Source organism: Paenibacillus etheri (assembly GCF_001012825.1).
GTDB classification, from domain to species: Bacteria; Bacillota; Bacilli; order Paenibacillales; family Paenibacillaceae; genus Paenibacillus_AQ; species Paenibacillus_AQ etheri.
Window position 1 is genome coordinate 36890 of sequence record NZ_LCZJ02000030.1, and the last position, 18970, is coordinate 55859.

16 protein-coding genes and 3 pseudogenes are annotated in these 18970 nt (G+C 44.3%); 3 read left to right on the top strand and 16 right to left on the bottom strand.

Going from position 1 to position 18970, the window contains the following annotated elements:
- Nucleotides 1-35 precede the first annotated feature (35 nt).
- The 3 genes and pseudogenes from UQ64_RS30210 to UQ64_RS18920 all read right to left on the bottom strand — a co-directional run bounded on the left by UQ64_RS30210 (nt 36) and on the right by UQ64_RS18920 (nt 2076).
- Nucleotides 36-290 carry a helix-turn-helix domain-containing protein gene (locus UQ64_RS30210; protein ID WP_167348501.1) on the bottom strand — a complete coding sequence of 85 codons (255 nt, stop codon included), beginning with the start codon at nt 288-290 and terminating at the stop codon, nt 36-38.
- A 98-nt stretch (nt 291-388) separates the two neighbouring features.
- Nucleotides 389-745, bottom strand: a pseudogene (locus UQ64_RS33090) (IS3-like element ISSth1b family transposase); the annotation flags it as partial.
- Between the two features lie 125 nt (nt 746-870).
- Nucleotides 871-2076: an MFS transporter gene (locus UQ64_RS18920; protein ID WP_060625085.1), complete on the bottom strand. Its 1206-nt coding sequence runs from the start codon at nt 2074-2076 to the stop codon at nt 871-873.
- 172 nt (nt 2077-2248) lie between these two features.
- Here UQ64_RS18920 and UQ64_RS18925 point away from each other — a divergent pair, with 172 nt between their 5' ends.
- Nucleotides 2249-2965 carry a peptidylprolyl isomerase gene (locus UQ64_RS18925; protein ID WP_425339604.1) on the top strand — a complete coding sequence of 239 codons (717 nt, stop codon included), beginning with the start codon at nt 2249-2251 and terminating at the stop codon, nt 2963-2965.
- 186 nt (nt 2966-3151) lie between these two features.
- Here the strand turns inward: UQ64_RS18925 and UQ64_RS18930 are convergent, their stop codons facing one another.
- From UQ64_RS18930 to UQ64_RS18940, 3 genes are all read right to left on the bottom strand, one after another.
- Nucleotides 3152-4258 (bottom strand): Glu/Leu/Phe/Val family dehydrogenase, encoded by a 1107-nt coding sequence (locus tag UQ64_RS18930; RefSeq protein ID WP_060625086.1) that lies wholly within the window; start codon nt 4256-4258, stop codon nt 3152-3154.
- Nucleotides 4259-4441: 183 nt separating this feature from the next.
- A complete protein-coding gene (locus UQ64_RS18935) occupies nt 4442-5374 on the bottom strand; it encodes a manganese-dependent inorganic pyrophosphatase (protein ID WP_060625087.1) in 933 nt (310 codons plus the stop codon).
- Between the two features lie 108 nt (nt 5375-5482).
- On the bottom strand, nt 5483-6289 hold the full coding sequence (locus tag UQ64_RS18940) for an AAC(3) family N-acetyltransferase (protein WP_060625088.1): 807 nt from the start codon (nt 6287-6289) through the stop codon (nt 5483-5485).
- Nucleotides 6290-6453: 164 nt separating this feature from the next.
- Here UQ64_RS18940 and UQ64_RS18945 point away from each other — a divergent pair.
- A pseudogene (locus tag UQ64_RS18945) lies at nt 6454-7430 on the top strand (ring-cleaving dioxygenase).
- Nucleotides 7431-7503: 73 nt separating this feature from the next.
- Here UQ64_RS18945 and UQ64_RS18950 read toward each other — a convergent pair.
- Nucleotides 7504-8196 (bottom strand): YjjG family noncanonical pyrimidine nucleotidase, encoded by a 693-nt coding sequence (locus UQ64_RS18950; RefSeq protein ID WP_060625089.1) that lies wholly within the window; start codon nt 8194-8196, stop codon nt 7504-7506.
- Between the two features lie 167 nt (nt 8197-8363).
- Between UQ64_RS18950 and UQ64_RS18955 the strand changes: the two genes are divergently transcribed.
- On the top strand, nt 8364-9299 hold the full coding sequence (locus UQ64_RS18955; protein WP_042124401.1) for an MraY family glycosyltransferase: 936 nt from the start codon (nt 8364-8366) through the stop codon (nt 9297-9299).
- 134 nt (nt 9300-9433) lie between these two features.
- Here the strand turns inward: UQ64_RS18955 and UQ64_RS18960 are convergent, their stop codons facing one another.
- From UQ64_RS18960 to UQ64_RS18995, 9 genes and pseudogenes are all read right to left on the bottom strand, one after another.
- On the bottom strand, nt 9434-9955 hold the full coding sequence (locus UQ64_RS18960; RefSeq protein WP_060625090.1) for a mismatch-specific DNA-glycosylase: 522 nt from the start codon (nt 9953-9955) through the stop codon (nt 9434-9436).
- 40 nt (nt 9956-9995) lie between these two features.
- Nucleotides 9996-10352 (bottom strand): annotated as a pseudogene (locus UQ64_RS30215) (RNA 2'-phosphotransferase); the annotation flags it as partial.
- 32 nt (nt 10353-10384) lie between these two features.
- On the bottom strand, nt 10385-13006 hold the full coding sequence (locus tag UQ64_RS18970; protein WP_060625092.1) for a polynucleotide kinase-phosphatase: 2622 nt from the start codon (nt 13004-13006) through the stop codon (nt 10385-10387).
- Nucleotides 13006-14388, bottom strand: a complete 1383-nt coding sequence (locus tag UQ64_RS18975; RefSeq protein WP_060625093.1) for a 3' terminal RNA ribose 2'-O-methyltransferase Hen1 — start codon at nt 14386-14388, stop codon at nt 13006-13008. Before UQ64_RS18975 ends, UQ64_RS18970 begins: the two co-directional genes overlap by 1 nt.
- 38 nt (nt 14389-14426) lie before the next feature.
- Nucleotides 14427-15230: a nucleotidyltransferase domain-containing protein gene (locus tag UQ64_RS18980; protein ID WP_060625094.1), complete on the bottom strand. Its 804-nt coding sequence runs from the start codon at nt 15228-15230 to the stop codon at nt 14427-14429.
- Nucleotides 15231-15320: 90 nt separating this feature from the next.
- Nucleotides 15321-15458 carry a hypothetical protein gene (locus UQ64_RS30970; RefSeq protein WP_156417617.1) on the bottom strand — a complete coding sequence of 46 codons (138 nt, stop codon included), beginning with the start codon at nt 15456-15458 and terminating at the stop codon, nt 15321-15323.
- 139 nt (nt 15459-15597) lie between these two features.
- A complete protein-coding gene (locus UQ64_RS18985; RefSeq protein ID WP_060625095.1) occupies nt 15598-17619 on the bottom strand; it encodes an ABC transporter permease in 2022 nt (673 codons plus the stop codon).
- A complete protein-coding gene (locus UQ64_RS18990) occupies nt 17594-18496 on the bottom strand; it encodes an ABC transporter ATP-binding protein (protein ID WP_060625096.1) in 903 nt (300 codons plus the stop codon). The genes UQ64_RS18985 and UQ64_RS18990 overlap by 26 nt, the downstream gene beginning before the upstream one ends.
- Nucleotides 18489-18878: a GntR family transcriptional regulator gene (locus UQ64_RS18995; protein WP_060625097.1), complete on the bottom strand. Its 390-nt coding sequence runs from the start codon at nt 18876-18878 to the stop codon at nt 18489-18491. Before UQ64_RS18995 ends, UQ64_RS18990 begins: the two co-directional genes overlap by 8 nt.
- Between the last annotated feature and the right edge of the window lie 92 nt (nt 18879-18970).

The following is an 18970-nucleotide window of genomic DNA, read 5'->3' on the forward strand; positions in this document are numbered from 1 at the left end:
AATCGCTTGATACAAGTTTACTTGCCGAACAAGGGTTAGCGTGTATTTCGTCGCTTGATCTCCGCCAACTTTTTTGCGAAGTCATTCTCCATCTCTAGGTATTCATTTCGCGCTTCTAGCTCTTTAATCCGTAGCTGAAGACGTTCATGCTCCTCTAGCTCTTCTACAGGCTTTTTGCGACCTCGATTGTCCTGAAGAGCCTCCTCACGGCCAGCTTGATATTTCCGAACCCATGCGTAAACTTGCTGATAAGATACACCGTATTTTTCAATCGCTTTCTGATAATCCAATCCATTAGCGATGGTATATTGTGTGCAATTTCAATCCGTTCTTCGAAAGTTGTTTTACGTCCTTTGTTCATATGAGATAGTCCTTTTCCTTTATGTGTAGGTTTCAATTCTATCTCATTAGTATACTTGGTAATCCATTTCCCCAAAACACTTCTACTCGAAATACGATACTTCTTTGTCGCCTCTTCTACGGAGCAATGACCAGACATCACAGCGTTAACAGCAGCAAGTTTCAATTCCTTTAAGTATGTTTTCCATGTTCTTGATTCCTTCAACCCGTCCAAACCATCTGCTGTATATTTCCTGATCCATTCTCTGACCGTGTATGGACTAAGAGATAGCTGTTTTGCCTCATAGTTTGGATTTGACTTGTGCTCAAGGCACAACCGTACGACATGTAATTTTATTTCTAAAGATGCTGGACTTCTTTTAGACATTAGAAAAACTCCCATCATTGTAGCAGTAGAAGTTTTTGTTTTTTCTACTGTCTACTATGATGGGAGCATATCAGGATCCGGCGGCTTTATTTGTTTTCCAACACGAGTGCTAGCCTCAGTAAGGACTTTTGTAGCACTATTCGTTATTCTGCTGAACGCGCTGCTGCGATTTGAGCATCCAGCTTGCGGGTCTTCACCAATACCGCTGCTACAAGCAGCATCACCCCATTAATCACAAACACCCAGCGAATCTGGATAAATGCCCCAAGTAAGCCACCTATAATAGGTCCGGCCATTGTCGCGAGTTGAGATGCCGCTTGATTGAGACCAAAAGCACGTCCGCGAAATCCGGGCTCAATCACTTGTACAATCATTGCATTTACAGATGGAAGCACACCTGCATAGAACAAACCGTAGGCAAAACGAAGAATAGCGAATTCCACATACCCCGTAACAAAGAACTGCAGAATATTACCGATACCTCCACCGATTAAACCAATGAACAAGATCATCCCGAAGCCCTTACGGCTTCCGATTCTCCCCCACTGTGGAGCCATTAGCACAGTAGCGATACCCACAGCTGAGAATACAATTCCTGAGCTTAGTGAGGCGCTGCTTTTGGCGATTCCCATGTCTAGCAAATGTATCGGAATAAGCGGCTCCAGAATCATAACAGAAAAGGTACTAATCCCCGCCAGCGATAGCAAAGTCATAAATGCGCGATTACTTCTCGCTTCCTTGATATCATCACTTACATGAGACCTCGGAGCCGATCGGTCAAAGTTCTCCTCTTTAGCAAAGAAAGTAGCGATAAGCGCCGAAACAAGTACGATACCTGCTGAGAATAAAAAGGCAACCCGATTACTTGTGTAAAAACTTACTACACCGCCGATCAATGGACCAATGATACTGCCTGTTGCTCCGGCTGTAGACATAATACTCAGCGCATAACCGGTCTTATCCTCAGGTGTGTTCGTAGCCACCATGGCAATTGCAGCGGGAACAAATCCAGCAAGCAACCCTTGCAGTACGCGCACGATCAGAAAGACGTAAGGATCATGCACGAAGTAATTAATTAGATATAAGGCTGCCAAACTAAAGCCCGAACGAATAAGCATTGGCTTCCGACCGTATTTGTCGGCGAGGGAACCCCAGTAAGGAGATATTAAAGCGCTGGCTAGAAAGGTTATACCAAAACTAACCCCTGACCAAATTTCCAAATGATTCGTAACCCCAAGCTCGTCACTCAAAAAAATAGAGAGGAACGGAATAGAGATCGAATACGCCGTACTACAAAAAAAGACACCCACCCAAAGCACGATCAAGTTCCGTTTCCATGAAAAGCGCATGATCTACACTTCCTTTCTTGATGTCCTCTTGGAAACATTCCTATTATTGTAAACCTCTTTGGAGGATGTGCCAATCCCACATGTCACAACTGACCTTTGCATGTAAAGGGACAAAGAGGTTATTATGAGAAGTACCTACGAGATTATTCAAGAAAAAAGGAGAGATTGATTAGTGAAGTCTACACGAGCAAGATCTGCTATCCTAATGGTCATGTTATGCCTGGTGATGGTTATTGCAGCAGGTTGCGGTAATAAGCCTACCAATAACAATGCCAGTAGTAATAATGGAAGCAGCAGTGGCGCAGCAGGAAATAACGCAAGTAATGAGACAAATCCTGGGGCTAACGAAGGACTTCCTTCAGCTACAGCAAGCCACCCCGTAGTGACTATTGAGATGGATAATGGAGGCATCATCAAAGCTGAGCTTTATCCTGAAGTTGCCCCTAACACTGTGAATAACTTCATCTCACTGATTCAAAAAGGATTTTATGACGGTACCATATTCCATAGAGTAATTCCTGACTTCATGATTCAGGGCGGTGACCCTGATGGTACAGGTATGGGTGGCCCAGGGTATAGTATCGCTGGAGAATTCTCGGGAAACGGGTTTACGAATAACCTGTTGCATACGGAAGGTGTTCTGTCCATGGCAAGATCGCAGGCTCCAGATTCTGCCGGTTCCCAATTCTTTATTATGGATGCAGCATACCCTAGTCTAGATGGAAGCTATGCCGCTTTTGGTAAAGTTACTGAAGGCATGGAAGTAGTTAAATCCATTGTTGGCTTGAAAAGAGACAGTTCAGATCGTCCGGAAGAGCCACCAGTGATGAAGAAAGTAACCGTCGACACACTGGGCGTCACTTACCCAGAACCGCAAAAAGTACAATAATAAAAAAACTCGGCAAGCTCCCACCCGAAAAGTAATTCGGAGGGAATGCCGAGTTTTTTTGAAATATATGAAAGTATAAGTTACACACTATACATTATCCTTATATCTCCCATAAACGCTTACCGTCCTTTAGGGAAGCCGAAGGCGTTTTTGCTTGTGAAAGACTAATTAAAGTGCCTTTGCCACTTATCCCCGTAGTGATCTTCTGCTAAGTGCATGTTGACCGTTACGCAGGAAAGTACTACGAGTATTTCTTAACAAGGATATCCGTTCCTCTGCAAGCTGATTTGCAGCGACAGAAGTAGGAATTCCGTTTAGACGTGAGATCTCTAGCACACGGGTGATGTTATCGTAAATTTTTGAAACCTGCTTAAACGCACGCTCCTTATTATATCCATTCAGTTCATCCGCGATATTAATAACGCCACCAGCATTAATCACATAATCAGGAGCATACACAATGCCCATTTCGTGAAGAGTATCACCATGATAGGCCTCTTTTAACTGATTGTTGGCTGCACCTGCGATCACCTTCGCTTTAATTACCCTTAGGGACTCATCATTGATCGTTGCTCCGAGTGCGCATGGAGCATAGATATCACAGTCTGTACTGATAATATCTGCGGGATCGACGGCTTTGGCACCATAAGCCTCTACTGCGCGCCCCACAGCTTCTTTATGAATATCGGTTACAATAAGCTGAGCGCCCTCTTCATGAAGATGCTTGCACAGCGAAAAAGCCACGTTCCCAACGCCTTGAACGGCTACAGTCTTCCCTTCTAGCGAATCACTGCCAAATGCCGCTTTGGCCGCTGCCTTCATCCCTTGATATACGCCGTAAGCCGTAGCTGGTGAAGGATTGCCCGAGGAACCGTATGTAGGTGATGTACCTGTAACATAATCTGTCTCCTGATAGATTATGTTCATATCCTCTTCAGTTGTGCCTACATCCTCGGCTGTTATATAGCGTCCATTCAAGCCTTGTATGTATCTTCCAAAAGCACGGAACATAGCTTCGTTCTTATCCTTCTTGGGATCTCCTATAATCACTGTTTTTCCACCGCCTAAATTTAGGCCGGATACTGCATTTTTGTACGTCATCCCTTTCGCTAATCGAAGCGCGTCAACAATCGCTGCCTCTTCTGTAGCATAGGTCCACATCCGTGTTCCACCCAGTGCGGGTCCTAATGTCGTGTCATGAATAGCGATGATGGCCTTTAATCCTGATGCTTTATCCTGACAAAATAACAGTTCCTCGTAATCGTCCCGCTCCAATGCTGCAAACAATTCCATTCTTAATATCCCCTGTCTCTTTGTTATATTCCATATGTTGGTTATTACGCTTACCTCTCAAAATATTGTAGCAGAATGCGTCGTAAAACAAAAAGAACCACGTCACCATCATATCTTCTAATGGATGACGTGGCTCTTATATGAATGCTACTGCACAGAATAGCGTGCAATTATCAAAATGCGTTACAGCTTAGCAATCGTCTCTGTAAGAACAGGTACGATTTGTGATTTGCGGGATACTACACCTCTGAGAAGTGCTTTATTGTCATCAAGCTTCACGTTGTACGCCAATTCTACTGCACCTGCAACACGGCCCAAAGCCAGACCAACAGAATCGTTATTGAGGATATCTGTAACTACGAACAGGAACAGATCCAATTCTTTTTCATTTATAATGGCAGTAAGTGCTGTTTCCAGTTCAGCTTGTTTGGAGAGAACATCATTAACATCCACTGCATTTACTTGAGCGATTTCGACTTTGTATGCACCCATTTTGAATTCCTTAGCATCCAAGGAGATCAGTTGAGCGATACTCTTGTCGCTAAGATCAGCGCCAGCTTTCAGCATGTCGAGACCGTAGCTTTCTGCATCTACACCAGCGATTTCAGCAAGCTCGCGTGCAGCAGCTACATCTTCTGCTGTGCAAGTTGGTGATTTAAACAGCAAGGAATCAGAAATGATCGCAGACAGCATCAATCCGGCGATTTCTTTAGGGATAGCAACGCCGTTTTCTTTATACAACTTGTTAAGAATAGTAGCTGTACAGCCAACTGGCTCAGCACGATAGTATAACGGATGTGCGGTCTCAAAGTTTGCGATCCGGTGATGGTCGATAACTTCAATCACACGCACTTGATCAATGTCATTTGCGCTTTGTTGACGTTCATTATGGTCAACAAGAATAACCTGATTTGCTTCACCAGCCACGTTCTCTACCAGACGAGGAGCGGCTACTTCGAAATGGTCAAGCGCAAATTGCGTTTCACCACTAACGTCACCCAGACGAACGGCCTCAGCATCCCAGCCCAATTCCTTTTTGAGTGCAGCATAAGCAATTGCAGAACAAATGGTATCCGTATCCGGATTTTTGTGTCCAAAAACCAAAGTTTTTTCCATTTCCAATCTCCTTACTATGTTTTAGTGAGATTAATATACCATACATTGATAGCGGCTTCCAGATTGTGCAGTTTGAAAAATGTTTTATCGCAATCCTATTAGCCTATTCTAAGGTTGTTCACGCCTAGTCTTTGGAAGCGGATCTGGTTTGGCCTCACCATGCAGTGGCTCATTATCCGAGAAAAGATCCGGATTTACCTTCAACATCTGACTTAGAATATTCGTCGTTTCTAGCGCCCCACACACCCTAACCAGCGCATCTCCGAAATTCCCCTTACGCATTGCACCGCCTTCTTCAAGCTCACGTTCCACTTTCCAAAAATGCTCTGACCACGAGAGACCACAGTGTCTGCGCGAAGGTACCATAATTCCATCACCATCTGGTGTTATCGTATACAGCTCTTCATGACTATCTGTCATTCTACCCGGAATATCCACCCACTCTTCGATCCCGTGAATGAACGTATTCCGCCGAAGATCGACACCCAGCAGTACAATTTCCGCCTTCCGATCAAACAGCTTGCCCCACGCTGAACCACGGGCGCACGGCGTATCCCAGCGTTCATCCCCCATAGTGAATTCCTCAGCATCTGCACCTAAAGCCGCTACAGAATGCGTCGGATGCCAAGAGCGAACAACGCCTGGACGTTTACGGAACAACTCCGGTAATATACCTACACAAGATGGGGAATCTTGAACAGAGAACCGCGGATTATCTGCATTAATATATGCCCATGTATGAGTTGGCAAAACAAGCAGCCCGTCCTTCATATATTCACTGAGCACATCCAGCACCGTGTTCGCGCCTCCATCTACTTCCCCAATGCTTTTTAATGAGGAGTGGACCAGAATGGTTCCGTGTGGATCAAGCTTAAGTTCCTGCAATTGTTTCATCAAGCTAGTCGTTGTGTGCATTGTACGCTCTCCTTATGTATGGATTAGATTTTGCGAAACCTAAATCTCTACTTGCAAAAACCGCAATTCACTATTAAAATTATAGCAACTTAATAATACTCACTAAATTCCCATCATTAATAATACAACTCGCTCACAATAAGCATTACACGGAGGTAATTACCATGAGTTTAACATTAAAAGGACTTCACCATGTATCAGCTATTACAGGCAAGGCACAAGAGAACTTCAAGTTCTACACAGAAGTACTAGGACTGCGCCTCATTAAAAAAACAGTAAATCAGGATGATATTTCAGTGTATCATTTATTCTATGGGGATGAGAAGGGCAATCCCGGAACCGAATTAACTTTCTTCGAACTCCCAATGGCCGGACGCAATCGTGAAGGGAATAACAGTATTTCAGCCCTTTCACTACGAGTACCGAACGATAACGCACTTACCTATTGGGAGCAGCGCTTCACTGAGCTTAACGTAGAGCATGGAACGATTCAAACACTCGGTGGTCGCCAGACTTTAGCCTTCCGCGATCACGAAGGGCAACGTTTCATTCTAGTATCCGACGAAAATGATATTGGTGTTGCCGGCGGCATCCCTTGGGCTAAAAGCCCGGTACCCGCTGAGTATGGAATTGTTGGTCTAGGTCCCGACATCTTACTGTTGAAAGTGCAGAGCATACAGCGGTAGTACTGGAGCAATTGCTTGGCTTCCGCCGCAAAGGCACTTATCCTTCAACGGTAACGGGCCGGCCAGATGTGATTGTATTCGAGACTGGAGAAGGTGGATCGGGCGCTGAGGTTCATCTGGAGGAACGTAATGATCTAGATCAGGAGCATTTGGGACGAGGTGGTGTGCACCATGTCGCATTCCGCGTGAATAACGAGGAGGAATTAAAGCAGTGGATCGAGCATATTCGCACAGCTCAGCTTCCTAACTCCGGATTCGTGGATCGTTTCTACTTCCGCTCCCTTTATTTCCGTGAGCCTAACGGTATTCTTTTTGAACTGGCTACTGACGGACCCGGATTTGCTACTGATGAACCGATGGAAAGTCTAGGCGAATCCCTTGCCTTGCCACCTTTTCTGGAATCAAAGCGTGAGCAAATCGAAGCTTATCTTAAACCGCTGGATACTCGTCAGTAAGATTATTCTTCAGTTCATATAATAAAAGGTGTGAGTCGCTTATGCGCTCACACCTTATTTTATATATTAAAGATTAGCTGTCTTCCCCTACAATGTCTAATAGCTCGGATAGGCTTCGAATTTCATATTTCGGTTGAACACCCGACGTGTTCTCCTTACCAAGCGGGTTGAACCAACAGGTATCGATCCCATAATTGATTCCGCCTTGAATATCAGAGGTTAAGGAGTCACCTACAATCAGTACTCTTTCCTTATCCGAAATCCCCAATTTGGCAAAAGCATAATCAAAAATCCCTGTCTCCGGCTTCTGACAACCGGCCTCCTCTGAAATAATGATCTGCTCAAATGTTTCTCTAAGCGGTGATCCTTGGATTCTGGAAGTCTGCACTTCCTTAATTCCGTTCGTAATGATGGCCAGTCGGCAGCCCGCAAGCTCCCCGCACAACTCAATCGCTCCCTGAATCAGAAAGGTTCCTTCGCCTAAGAAACGTAGATACGTTTCACTAAATGCATTAGGATCTAGCTCCAGCGCATTCGCAGTAAATAACCGATTAAACCGTTCCACACGTAATGCCGCTGAACTAACCTTCCCTTGCTCCAAATCCCGCCACAGTGCATGATTTATCTCCTGATAACTGGCAGCATAATCCTCTGCACCTGTGGGCATCCCAAAGTGTAGAAATGCGTTAGATAGCGCGTGACTTTCTGCCATTCCGTAATCAAACAGTGTATCGTCGGCATCAAATAAAATAACGTCGTATTTCATAATATCCCCCAAAACTCTTTTCTCAAAAAGGTACTACAGTGATACAATCAAGTCAACTTATCAGTCAGACGACAAAAATTTACTTTTTTAAGGTAGTTTTAAGCGAACTGTGTTATTTTAAAAAGAAAACGGTGGTGAGCGTCATATTATACGTTTTATCCTTTCTAATGTCTTTTTCTATCGTATACTTTCTAATTCCGCCGCTCGGCAGACTAGCTTTCCGACTTGATTTTGTGGACAAGCCTCGTCAAGATGTTGAGCGTAAAATTCATAGAGAACCCATACCGCTTACGGCCAGTTACGCTATATTCATCGGATTCTTCATAACTTATCTGGTATTTGCCCGTGAATTCTCCATGGAGACAGTCGCACTGTTTGCAGGGGGTGTACTGCTGCTGACCATAGGCACCATAGATGACTGGTACAAAACAAAGGGCAAAGACTTCCCAGCGCTACCTAAAATGATTGTTCAGGTTAGTGCAGCTGTTCTTGTTTATCTTTCAGGTAATGCATTTACCGGATTCTACAACCCCTTCTCTGGGGATTATATCGTTCTTCCCGTTGTATTACAGTTTCTATTGACGATTATCTGGATCTTCGGTGTAACAACTGTCATTAACTTCTCGGATGGTATGGATGGTTTGGCTGGCGCCTTAACTGCTATTTCAGCCATAACACTATTTATTGTCGCATTAACTAAGGGGCAATCCTCTTCTGCGATTATGGCGATTGCGCTCGTCGGTGTCACCATTGCTTATCTACGCTATAACAAACCGCCTGCCAAGATCTTCATGGGCGACGCCGGGGCAACCTTTCTCGGCTTCATTCTTGCGGTAATAGCACTCGACGGCGCGTTTAAGCAAGCCACAGCACTGTCGCTGTTCATCCCGATTCTGGCGCTTGGCGTTCCGATCTTCGACAATATTTTTGTCGTCGTCAAACGCTTCATTCAAGGCAAGTCCATTTATCAGGCCGACGCTACCCAGGCTCATTACCGCCTGCTCCGTGCAGGTCTGAGCCAAAAGCAAGTCGTTGCCGTGTTATGCTTGATCAGCGTTTGTCTATCCTTATCCTCTATCATTCTATTGCTGATCGAGACTTGATGTATTATTTGCGAATTAGTGCCGTACAAGAGCAATCTCATCGACTAGTCCATTGAAGTAATAAAAACGAGCAAGTTTCCAATACGGAGACTTGCTCGTTTCTTGTTTGATGCTAAGCATCCAAACATATCATCTCATCTGTCGCTTTCTTGCGTAAACTCAGCTAACCTACGGTAAATCCCGACGATCTCCTCCATTGGCATCCTCACTAATCCACTGGATGAGGGAGCTACAAATTCACGCACACCATCTACCTTCGGAGGTACATCCCCTTGGAATCCCCAGTTAGCTTTCGTTCTACGACTAAACTCTGTATATACACCTTTTCCTACGAAGCAGGCGACCTGTGGACGATATAACTCCAGCTTGGAGCGAAGCAATTCGCGGCCCTCATTATATTCCTCACGGGTAATATCATCGATACCTCGTGTAGGTCGAGCCACAATATTCGTAAATCCGTATCCCAGCTTAAGTAGCTCTCCGTCTTCAGAAGCATCATACAAGCGAGGAGTAAGTCCCGACTGTTGTAGGATTCTCCAGAAATTATTTCGCGGATTCGCGTAGTGGTGCCCTACCTCACCAGAACGAATACTCGGGTTAAAACCAATAAATACAATCTGTAATCCGTGATCTAGGTGATCTGAGATTCCATCCATGTGATTCTGCCTCCTAACCAAACGACGATCTAGTGGTAATTTATGGGTTATACACATTAAGACAGGAAGGTGGAATAGGATCCGCCAACCATACCTCATTACCCGCATAATAAAAGGTTACACCCATTTGACCAGCGCTAATCGTATCAACAGTCAGCAGTATCAATTTCCCTCTCCGACTTCCGGCCAGACTGGCAAAATGAGTCCCTTCAGACAAATGAACATATTGGCGTCCCATTGATTGGAGTCCCTCTTCCAAAATAGCAGAAAGCACACCAGGATGGGTTCCGTGATATAGCGAAGGTGGTGGATTACCCGGCTCATAAGCGATTCTGGTATGACTATGCCCGTACCGGGCTTTGATTCGGTCTCCTTCGATTTCAAATCGCTGCTTCTCGCAACCTCAATTCACTACTCATTTCTATTATTCTACAGCCGAGGATCAACCGGATCAGACTCCAGCGACAACGCGGCAAGCACACATTCGTGCACTCGTTCTATCGGCTCTTTACGAATAAAGCGTTCCACCGATTCCCGGCTTAGTGCACATTCCATCAAAGCATGGCGCTCTTTTTTGCTTGTTTTGCGCTGCTTGAGGCGTACAAGATTGTCCGGATGTAAATAATCTATCCCATAGATAATATGCAGATATTTACGTCCTCTCACCTTAAGTGCGGGTTGAACCAGTTTACCTCCATTACGTGTTATAAAGGTTTCCGGCTTGATGACAATCCCTTCATGCCCGTCCTCCGTCATCTCTTCCCACCAGCGGATCACCTGTTCCTCGTCAGCTTCATTACAAACTGTACGGTATTCAGTCTCCATAAAAAAAGGTGATAACTCAGCTAATTCACGATTATGCTCCATATGCCAAAGATGACTGTGTTCAAAGAAAGTCTGTCCGCTATGCGCAAGAGTGTGGAAGGGGGCAATCTTTATCCCCTCTAATCCACTGACATCCCAGCAATACTTTTGGAAGGCTTCCTTAAAAAGATGAGCATTCTGAAGCTTCTCCTCCATTTCCATTATCCACGAGGCAACATCTCGCCCTAATCTTTCAGCCTCATGCAGCTTCTCCAAAAGATGCTCCCGATCCAGCAAAGCAGCTTCAGCTACATGGGCATACTGTGAGGAAATTAGCTCACGTGCTTTCAAGTTCCACGGTACGATCTCCGCATCTAGGAGCAGCAAATCCGTGTTATTTTTCGCAAAATAATTCGCCCGTACGAGATCCGCGTTCAGCCTACGTAACACTTCAGATTCAGTATCCCTGTCAAAAAAAGCTCGGCCTGTACGTGTATAAATCGTACCTAACGTCGGTCTACCCACATACGATAATGCCGCCTCTTCATCCCGGAATAACAATAGGATGGCCCGGCTGCCCATATGTTTTTTCTCCGCAATCATTGTCTTAACACCTTGTGCGCGGAAATAAGCAAAAGCTTCACGCGGATGCTCCAGATAGTTCTTATCTATAGACACTGAAGGTGGCGGACTCATGGTCGGCGGAATATACACCAGTTCCTCTAGTGGAACCGTAAAGTGCGAGACCGTATCTATCGCTGCTTTAACGAACTCTCTGCGCACAGTTAACTCACCATAAAGGTCAGTTTGAACTGAGTAGCCCTCCACGAATTTACGCAGGTTAGGTGGTGAGAACCGCCCCCGCTCCCAACGAATTAACGGACTATCTGGGTCACCTGCATAATCGCGCTTCGCTTTAACACTAACAAATTTTTGTTCAGGATAACGGTACGCAGTTAATGAGCCACCAAAAACAGCACCTTGGTCGATGTTCACTGTATTTTTCACCACTGTAGGGGACGGTCTAGGATCATGCCCCCAAACGATGATCTCTCCAGATTCGTGTTCGACATACCATTCTTTCCTGACAGGAGCACCCTTGCCGTCCATACCATCAGTGTCCCCGTATCGGCAGAAATCCTGAATCCGCTTGGACTGTTTGCCGATATATTCATCGCGAATTCCTGCATGGGTAACTACCACCCGTCGCACGCCATTATGACCAAACAACAAGTGACTAGGCGCGGACAACAGAAACTGTTTAAGTTCATCCCTAAGCCTTTTCGCTTCCTCTTCGCCTGCTTCTAGCGCAAATAACTCCAGCTCAGCGGCGATATTCTCGTCCCCGTGATTTAATGTAACTTTGCGGCCAGCTAGATAGCGGGCGATTTTCCAGCCATGGTTACTGTCGATCATACGGGCGATTCCAGCATCTACATGCTTTTTCCAAAACCTCATTGTCTTCAGCGATTCCGGGCCCCGGCTCATCACATCCCCCACAGAAATTAACTGCCTACCCTCGGGGTGTTTGTACAACCCTTGCTCGTCTTCCTTATATTCCAATCTTTCGAGCAGCTCAATCATCTCTTCATAACAACCATGAATGTCACCGATAATATCAAGCCCTGAGCCGATTTCAACCCAAAGCGGGTTCTGCTTACGCTCAAAAAGCACTTCTTCAGAATTATTTAAAAAATAAGTCGAAGCGAAACCCTCATCCTTAACACTCCGCAGCGAACGCTTAAACTGTCCGTATTGTTGTTTGACCCGCTGGCGGCCGCGTGGATGCTCACGCTGAATATCCCGCTGCAGCAGCGTTTCCTCTGGAACATCGAGCACCCAAGCCATACATGGAACATTATACTTATCTGCTAATTCTAAATATTGCTTACGATATTCCGCTTGCAGATGTGTAGCATCTACCACCGTCAGCTTTCCTAGTCGACAGCGCACGGCAATCACTGAATTCATTGCTTCAAATGCTAAACTCGAGAGCAACTGATAATCATTAAAAATAATATCCGCTTCCTCGCGGGGACGATTCTTCCAATCCATAAAATCAGTGTCGCCAAGCATGGTACGGTAATCATCCGATGAGACGATTTCAGTCTGTAGCAGTGTTCCTTCATCCACTAATCTACGCAGCAAAGTGGTCTTTCCACTATTGGAGGGACCGACCAATACAATAATTCCTGCATGCGGAAAAGGAACGGTTCGCTGCTTTTCTTTTTGCTCTTCTATAGTCATTACAACGCATCCTCCCTACTAAATATCGCCATCTGTGTCGGGTATCCAAAAGTGTCAGAAATTTCGCCAATCCCTTTAATATCAACCGAATAATCAAAGGAGCTCGTCCAGCGCATACACCACTCGGAGAACTCTGCTCGTCCCCATTCAAATCGGTGATCACTATGCCGCATTTCTTCCGAATCCATCTCATACACCTCGTTATACTCCTTGTTCGGTGTAGTTAGAATTAATACCTTAGGACAATATTCCGCAAGAATGGTCTCCATCACTCGAGCCAACCTATACTCGTCGATATGCTCAATAACCTCACATAGAATCATAATATCCTTGTTTCGCAGCGATTCATCAAAGTAGAACAAAGAACCTGTAACTGGTGTTGGAACTATAACTCCCACCCTATCTTGAAGCTTCGAGAAACGATCCATTGCCCGCAGCTGTGAGTTTGCGGAAGGTTCAACCGCCCATATCTGCTTAACACCCGGAACACTCCCAAGTCTTGCAGAAAGTTTCCCTTCACCGGAACCAAAATCAACAATGCTACTCCTGAAAGCCAATCCTTCTACCGTTTCCGCAATCGCCGCATAACGCAGATCGTTTAATCTAACTCTAGGCTCAGCTAAAACCTCGGCAGGAGTTATAGCTACTTCTTCAGGAGAATTGGCGGATTCCTCAGCATCAAATTGCTTAATAAGATTAGCAAATCGTAGTGATCGCTTGAGAATTAACCCACGTAACGGATGACTATCCAGCCAGCCCTCTCCGTACCGCTTAATTTTTTCGATCTCATCATCACTAATAAAATAATGCTTATCATCATCCAGTGCCGGAATCAGAATGAACAATTGACGAAGGGCCATTTGCAGCGTCTGTTTTCCGCGCAGTCTAATATATCGAGCTGAACTGCGGCTCTTTAAAACAAAAGAATACACTGCATCTCCTCTTTCAAGCTCAAGCTCGTAACCAAGCGCTTGAAACAGTTCCTCAATCGTGTGATCAGGCAGGTTCGATGCTACCGGTCCAAAGGACAGCTCCAATTGAAATTTGTGATCTACCCAAGGTAGAATTGCTTCCTTAGGCTTTCCGTTAAGTGCTGTACCTAGCGCTGGACGGATATAGGAGCAGAACCGGCTGCTCGTAACAAACTCCCGATCATTAATATATTGTGTGATGTCATTATGAGCAGCACTTCCTTTGACCAGAGCAATTGGATCTGGAGTAACATAGATAACGGCCTCTGTCTCTTCGTCGGAAGCTGCAGTGAATACAATGCGCACTCTAGCTTCTTTGTCGCTCCTGTCATATAAATTATGCGGGTTTTTGGCCAGTAGATGGGACAACATCCCCGCCCCTGAACCCGTTGCCTTGATAATTAAATGCATAATCTTCATCTCTCCTTAACCATTATTGAACTGCAGATTTACCAGCTCCACTGCCCCGTTTCTCCCCAGACCTCTATTAGTGCTGATCGGAACAAGACATCTAACGCTTCATCCATAACACCAACACTCTGTTCAAAAGCAGAAGCAATCTTCTCGTAATGAGCAATTCGATCCTCCATGTACATATTGATCACAGCCAAGCGCGGCTCTAGATTTAGTTCAACACCGGACATTTTACGAGATAACAGGTTCTGCACAGTTTCCTGTAATTCTGAACTTTGTGGAATCAAATCCTGCACAAGCACGTTAAAATCGAGCGGTGGCACTTCGTTATATTTTTCAATCCAAGCGCATGCTAAGAGTGGTCTTAACACATAAAAATATTTCTTAATTTTGACCTCGCTGCCTTGCAGATAATCCCGGTAATTTCCCCGCGCCATGTTCAAATAATGGTAAATGAATGATTTTGGCGAAAAGCTTTGTGGCGTGAGTCCGCGGAGGCTTTGCGCTACAGCGTATTTTTCTTCATAGCGAATCGGTGATTCTAGCCATTCCAGCAGAGGCGGATTAGATTTCCGAAATAGATTAAGCCCCTTCTTCAAGTCCCAACCGTTAATATCAAGCATGTCACTGATCGGCCGCTCTATTACATCCCTCTGCTCAAAAATGGATAAGTACGCCTCAGGTCGCCGTATGTATAGGAATCTAACATCATAATCACTATCCTTGGATGGAAATCCCCAAGCCCTACTGCCTGATTCACACGCATACAAGATGCGGACATGTTCTTCAGATTCAATTGCTCGCAGCTGCTGAATGATCGATTGATGTATTTCTACCATCTCATTTCCTCCCTTTTAACCTCTAAATATGCAAAAAAAGACCATGGACTCCATCGTCCATGGCCGGGCTTCACCTAAATACAGAACTCCTTACCGGTTAATACAGCGATGTAATTTCACCGGAAACGCATATACTGGTTCTGAGGCTGACCTGTAAGCCAAGATAACAGATGGACGCAAATATGGATACACATTATACGATAGCTGATTATTCATATTGTTATTCATCTGTCCTTACCCCCTAGTCAAATTATATTTACTCAGTTCCATTTCATCCTTAACATATCTCCAAAAGCATAATCCAACTATCCAGTTTCTGTCAACCAGTAGTCTTTTTCTGTAATCTTCTACTCTCCTTATTCTTACCTTATTTCAGTAATACCTTCAATTCAGGCGTCATATCCGATTCTTTTAACATTACGAAATCGCTATACCCCTCCTTATAAAGCAATTTCACAATATAGTTCCCATTTTCAACTTCATAATTGAAACGATGATCCAAAATATCCGTTAATAGTGCCTTATCCTTCGTAACAACTGTACGATTCTTTTCACGTGCAAGCACTAATCTTTGTTCAGGACTCGTAGGATTCTTAGGTGTTTGCTTATCCATAAAGTCGTCTTTTACAATCTCTGCCGATTGTATATCTTCAGCGGCTGTTCGTACTTTATCAGCATACCCTTTTTCGACCATCCATTTATCTAACTCATGGAAAGAAGACTTCCACGGATAATAATAACCATAATCTGTAGAAACTTGATATCTGTTCTCTTTTACCTTTACCTCTACTTGGATATTAGCCACCTCAGGTTTTCCGTCCTTATCTATCTGCACTTCGTAGGACATATTCAAAATCTCACGTTTGATAATCTCCTTTAGCTCTGAAATTTCCCCGGGATCAGAGATGGCTACTTTTTTATTCCTGTTAGTAACCCACATATAATCCAGGTCTTTGTCTAAGAGAGCTAAATTATACTTTTCATTCTTGTAAGCTTCGGTATCCTTAACCGCCTTGAGTTCTGCTTCGAACCCCTTGTTAGGAATCCAGTATTCCCTCACTAGCTTATCGCCGTTCTCCAATTGATAGGCGAGAGTAAAATATTCATAAACGTATTGTTGTGAGGTATGTTCTGGACGTCCTATAATTACTGCTTGGTGAAGTTTACGGACCGCCTCTATATAATCTTTATCATCCGAAAAAGGATTCTGTCCCATATAGGGTGTAGTGTACAAATCATCCGTCGGGGTATACAACCGGTAGTTAGATCCCATATACACACCACTAATCTTATCACCGGAAGGTACTCTAGCTTCATACCCAGTAACACTTGATACCGGGATATACAGAAGTAATCCCAACATTACTGCATAAACTGCAAACTCGGCTAACACTTTACGCGTCATAATCTGCCAGGTTTTCCGAATAATCATTTCCGCAGCAACATAACCAATGATGGCTCCGATGGCATATCCACTAATCACCCAGCCCATTTGCTGTTGTTTCATTTGTGCAAAATAATTCCCGGCAATAAGCATGGAGCATAACATAACCCCTGCTTTAAAAAGTGGATTGAAATATCCAAAAGCAATAGCCTGACCCGCTTTTTCCGTATTACGTTTACGGTATAACAGGTAGGACAATCCAATAAATAAAAGTGACAATACTCCATAAATCCACAATTCTGTATTGGTAAATGGTTTGCCGGTAAAATAATATACAATATGAACAAACGGAGACCATATCTGCAAACTAGAATCACGTAAGTTTACATTTGCATTTGCATAACCATAAAGATACATGACTAAATGGCTATTGATTAATGAGATCAGTACAACAGGAAGAATAAGCAAAATATAAACAATAATCCCCTGTAGAATAGATTGACCTGTACATATCCCCACAAAAATACTAAAGCAGAAGAGGAACAAAGTCAGAATACTAACCGTGATACACCAGTGCCAAATATCAGCGCCTTGAAAAATATAAAAACTCCCACTCCATGGCTTAACTACCGCAACCACCCCAGCAGTTAACCAAACCGGCACCAACAGTAAGGTAAGTCCACTTGTCAGATGAGCTGTAAATAAATGCTCTCTGCGTAAAGGCAGGCTATGCCAAAGATCTGCGGGTGATTTCGCCTGAAGGTATCGGAATAAGAATAGTCCTGCGGCAACAGGGATCGTAATGATAAACAAGGATTGCACACTACCAGTTATAAGAAATAAATGATCAATTTCCTGCGGCTTTGCGTTCGGATTGTTGCTCATGAAGAGTTGCAATGGAAGTGCGAACAATAAGCCAAGTGCATATATAATCCCTATCCAGCCATGCTGGCGGAAGTTCTGGCGAAAAATACTGCTATTAAAGTAGTAATGGCTGCGCGTCATATCCGACATCCCCCATCTCATAAATAAAGATCTCTTCTAATGTCAATGGAAGCAAATCGAATACGTATGGCTCGTACACTTGAAAAGCCGCTTTGATTCGCTCACGATCCCCTTTTACTATATACAGGTTCACGCTTCCCCGGCGCTCTTGATGCAGAATTTGCAGCTTCGCTGCTAACGGAATTTCATGCCGTTCATCTTGGAACGCCACTTGAATCTTATGTGTATCCGCCTTCAGATCATCCAGATCCTTCTCAATCAGCATCTTCCCACCATGCATAATCCCGACATGATCACATAAATCCTCGATCTCACGAAGATTATGTGAAGAGATGATTACCGTCAGCTCGCGTTCAGCAACCTCCTGAAATAGCAGGTTTTTGATCTGGCGTCGCATTACCGGATCTAACCCGTCAATCGGCTCATCCATAATAAGCACATCCGGCATACAGCTCAAACATAACCAGAATGACGCTTGTCGCTGCATCCCTTTGGAGAAACGACTAAGCTTACGCTTCTTGTCGAGTTGAAACACGGTTCCTAAATCTTCAAAACGCTTCTGATTCCAGCTCGGATAGATCGAGCGATAGAAGGCTGCCATTTGTAGCATTGTAGATTGCGGGAAAAAGTACGGAGAATCCGGCATAAAAATAACCCGTTGCTTGGTCTTCGGGTGTTCGAATACCACTTCACCATCCACCTTTACGGTCCCCTTATCTGGAGAGTAAATGCCTGCCAAGGTCTTCAGTAACGTAGTTTTACCCGCGCCATTGGACCCGAGCAGCCCATAAATTGTTCCTTTATGTACCGTTAAAGAGATATCGTCGACTGCCTTCTCTCCTTGAAATAACTTGATGACTCCTCGAATCTCAATCATCACTCTTCCCTCCTTCTCTCTGCTTCTCCACTTGCTTATACAATGAACTAATCTCAGCTGCGGTGAATCCAAGGTATACCGCTTCCGCCATCAGTCTGAGCAACGCATCTCGGACCTCAGCTTTTTTGGTCTCATTTTGTTCTTTTTTCATCGGAGCTACAAAGCTGCCTTTCCCCTGCAATGAATAGATATACCCTTCACGTTCTAATTCACGATAAGCCTTCTGAATCGTATTGGGATTCACGGTTAGCTGTTGGGATAACGTCCTTACCGAAGGTAGTTGTTCATCTGTCTGCAAAATACCATGCAGAATCATTTCCTTGACCTTATCGGTCAGCTGTTCATAAATCGGTTTGCGACTACGAACATCCAATTCGAACATAACCTGTCTCCTTCCACTATTTTGCACTATATCCATAATGATGTGTATTATCTGCACTACTATTATTAATACAGTTTAATCTTTATGTCAAC

Bases quoted from the DNA above. Each gene is read 5' to 3' on its own strand.
- UQ64_RS18920 (WP_060625085.1), bottom strand. From the start codon at position 2,076: ATGCGCTTTTCATGGAAACGGAACTTGATCGTGCTTTGGGTGGGTGTC.
- UQ64_RS18930 (WP_060625086.1), bottom strand. From the start codon at position 4,258: ATGGAATTGTTTGCAGCATTGGAGCGGGACGATTACGAGGAACTGTTA.
- UQ64_RS18935 (WP_060625087.1), bottom strand. From the start codon at position 5,374: ATGGAAAAAACTTTGGTTTTTGGACACAAAAATCCGGATACGGATACC.
- UQ64_RS18940 (WP_060625088.1), bottom strand. From the start codon at position 6,289: ATGCACACAACGACTAGCTTGATGAAACAATTGCAGGAACTTAAGCTT.
- UQ64_RS18950 (WP_060625089.1), bottom strand. From the start codon at position 8,196: ATGAAATACGACGTTATTTTATTTGATGCCGACGATACACTGTTTGAT.
- UQ64_RS18955 (WP_042124401.1), top strand. From the start codon at position 8,364: ATGTCTTTTTCTATCGTATACTTTCTAATTCCGCCGCTCGGCAGACTA.
- UQ64_RS18960 (WP_060625090.1), bottom strand. From the start codon at position 9,955: ATGGATGGAATCTCAGATCACCTAGATCACGGATTACAGATTGTATTT.
- UQ64_RS18970 (WP_060625092.1), bottom strand. From the start codon at position 13,006: ATGACTATAGAAGAGCAAAAAGAAAAGCAGCGAACCGTTCCTTTTCCG.
- UQ64_RS18975 (WP_060625093.1), bottom strand. From the start codon at position 14,388: ATGCATTTAATTATCAAGGCAACGGGTTCAGGGGCGGGGATGTTGTCC.
- UQ64_RS18980 (WP_060625094.1), bottom strand. From the start codon at position 15,230: ATGGTAGAAATACATCAATCGATCATTCAGCAGCTGCGAGCAATTGAA.
- UQ64_RS30970 (WP_156417617.1), bottom strand. From the start codon at position 15,458: ATGAATAACAATATGAATAATCAGCTATCGTATAATGTGTATCCATAT.
- UQ64_RS18985 (WP_060625095.1), bottom strand. From the start codon at position 17,619: ATGACGCGCAGCCATTACTACTTTAATAGCAGTATTTTTCGCCAGAAC.
- UQ64_RS18990 (WP_060625096.1), bottom strand. From the start codon at position 18,496: ATGATTGAGATTCGAGGAGTCATCAAGTTATTTCAAGGAGAGAAGGCA.
- UQ64_RS18995 (WP_060625097.1), bottom strand. From the start codon at position 18,878: ATGTTCGAATTGGATGTTCGTAGTCGCAAACCGATTTATGAACAGCTG.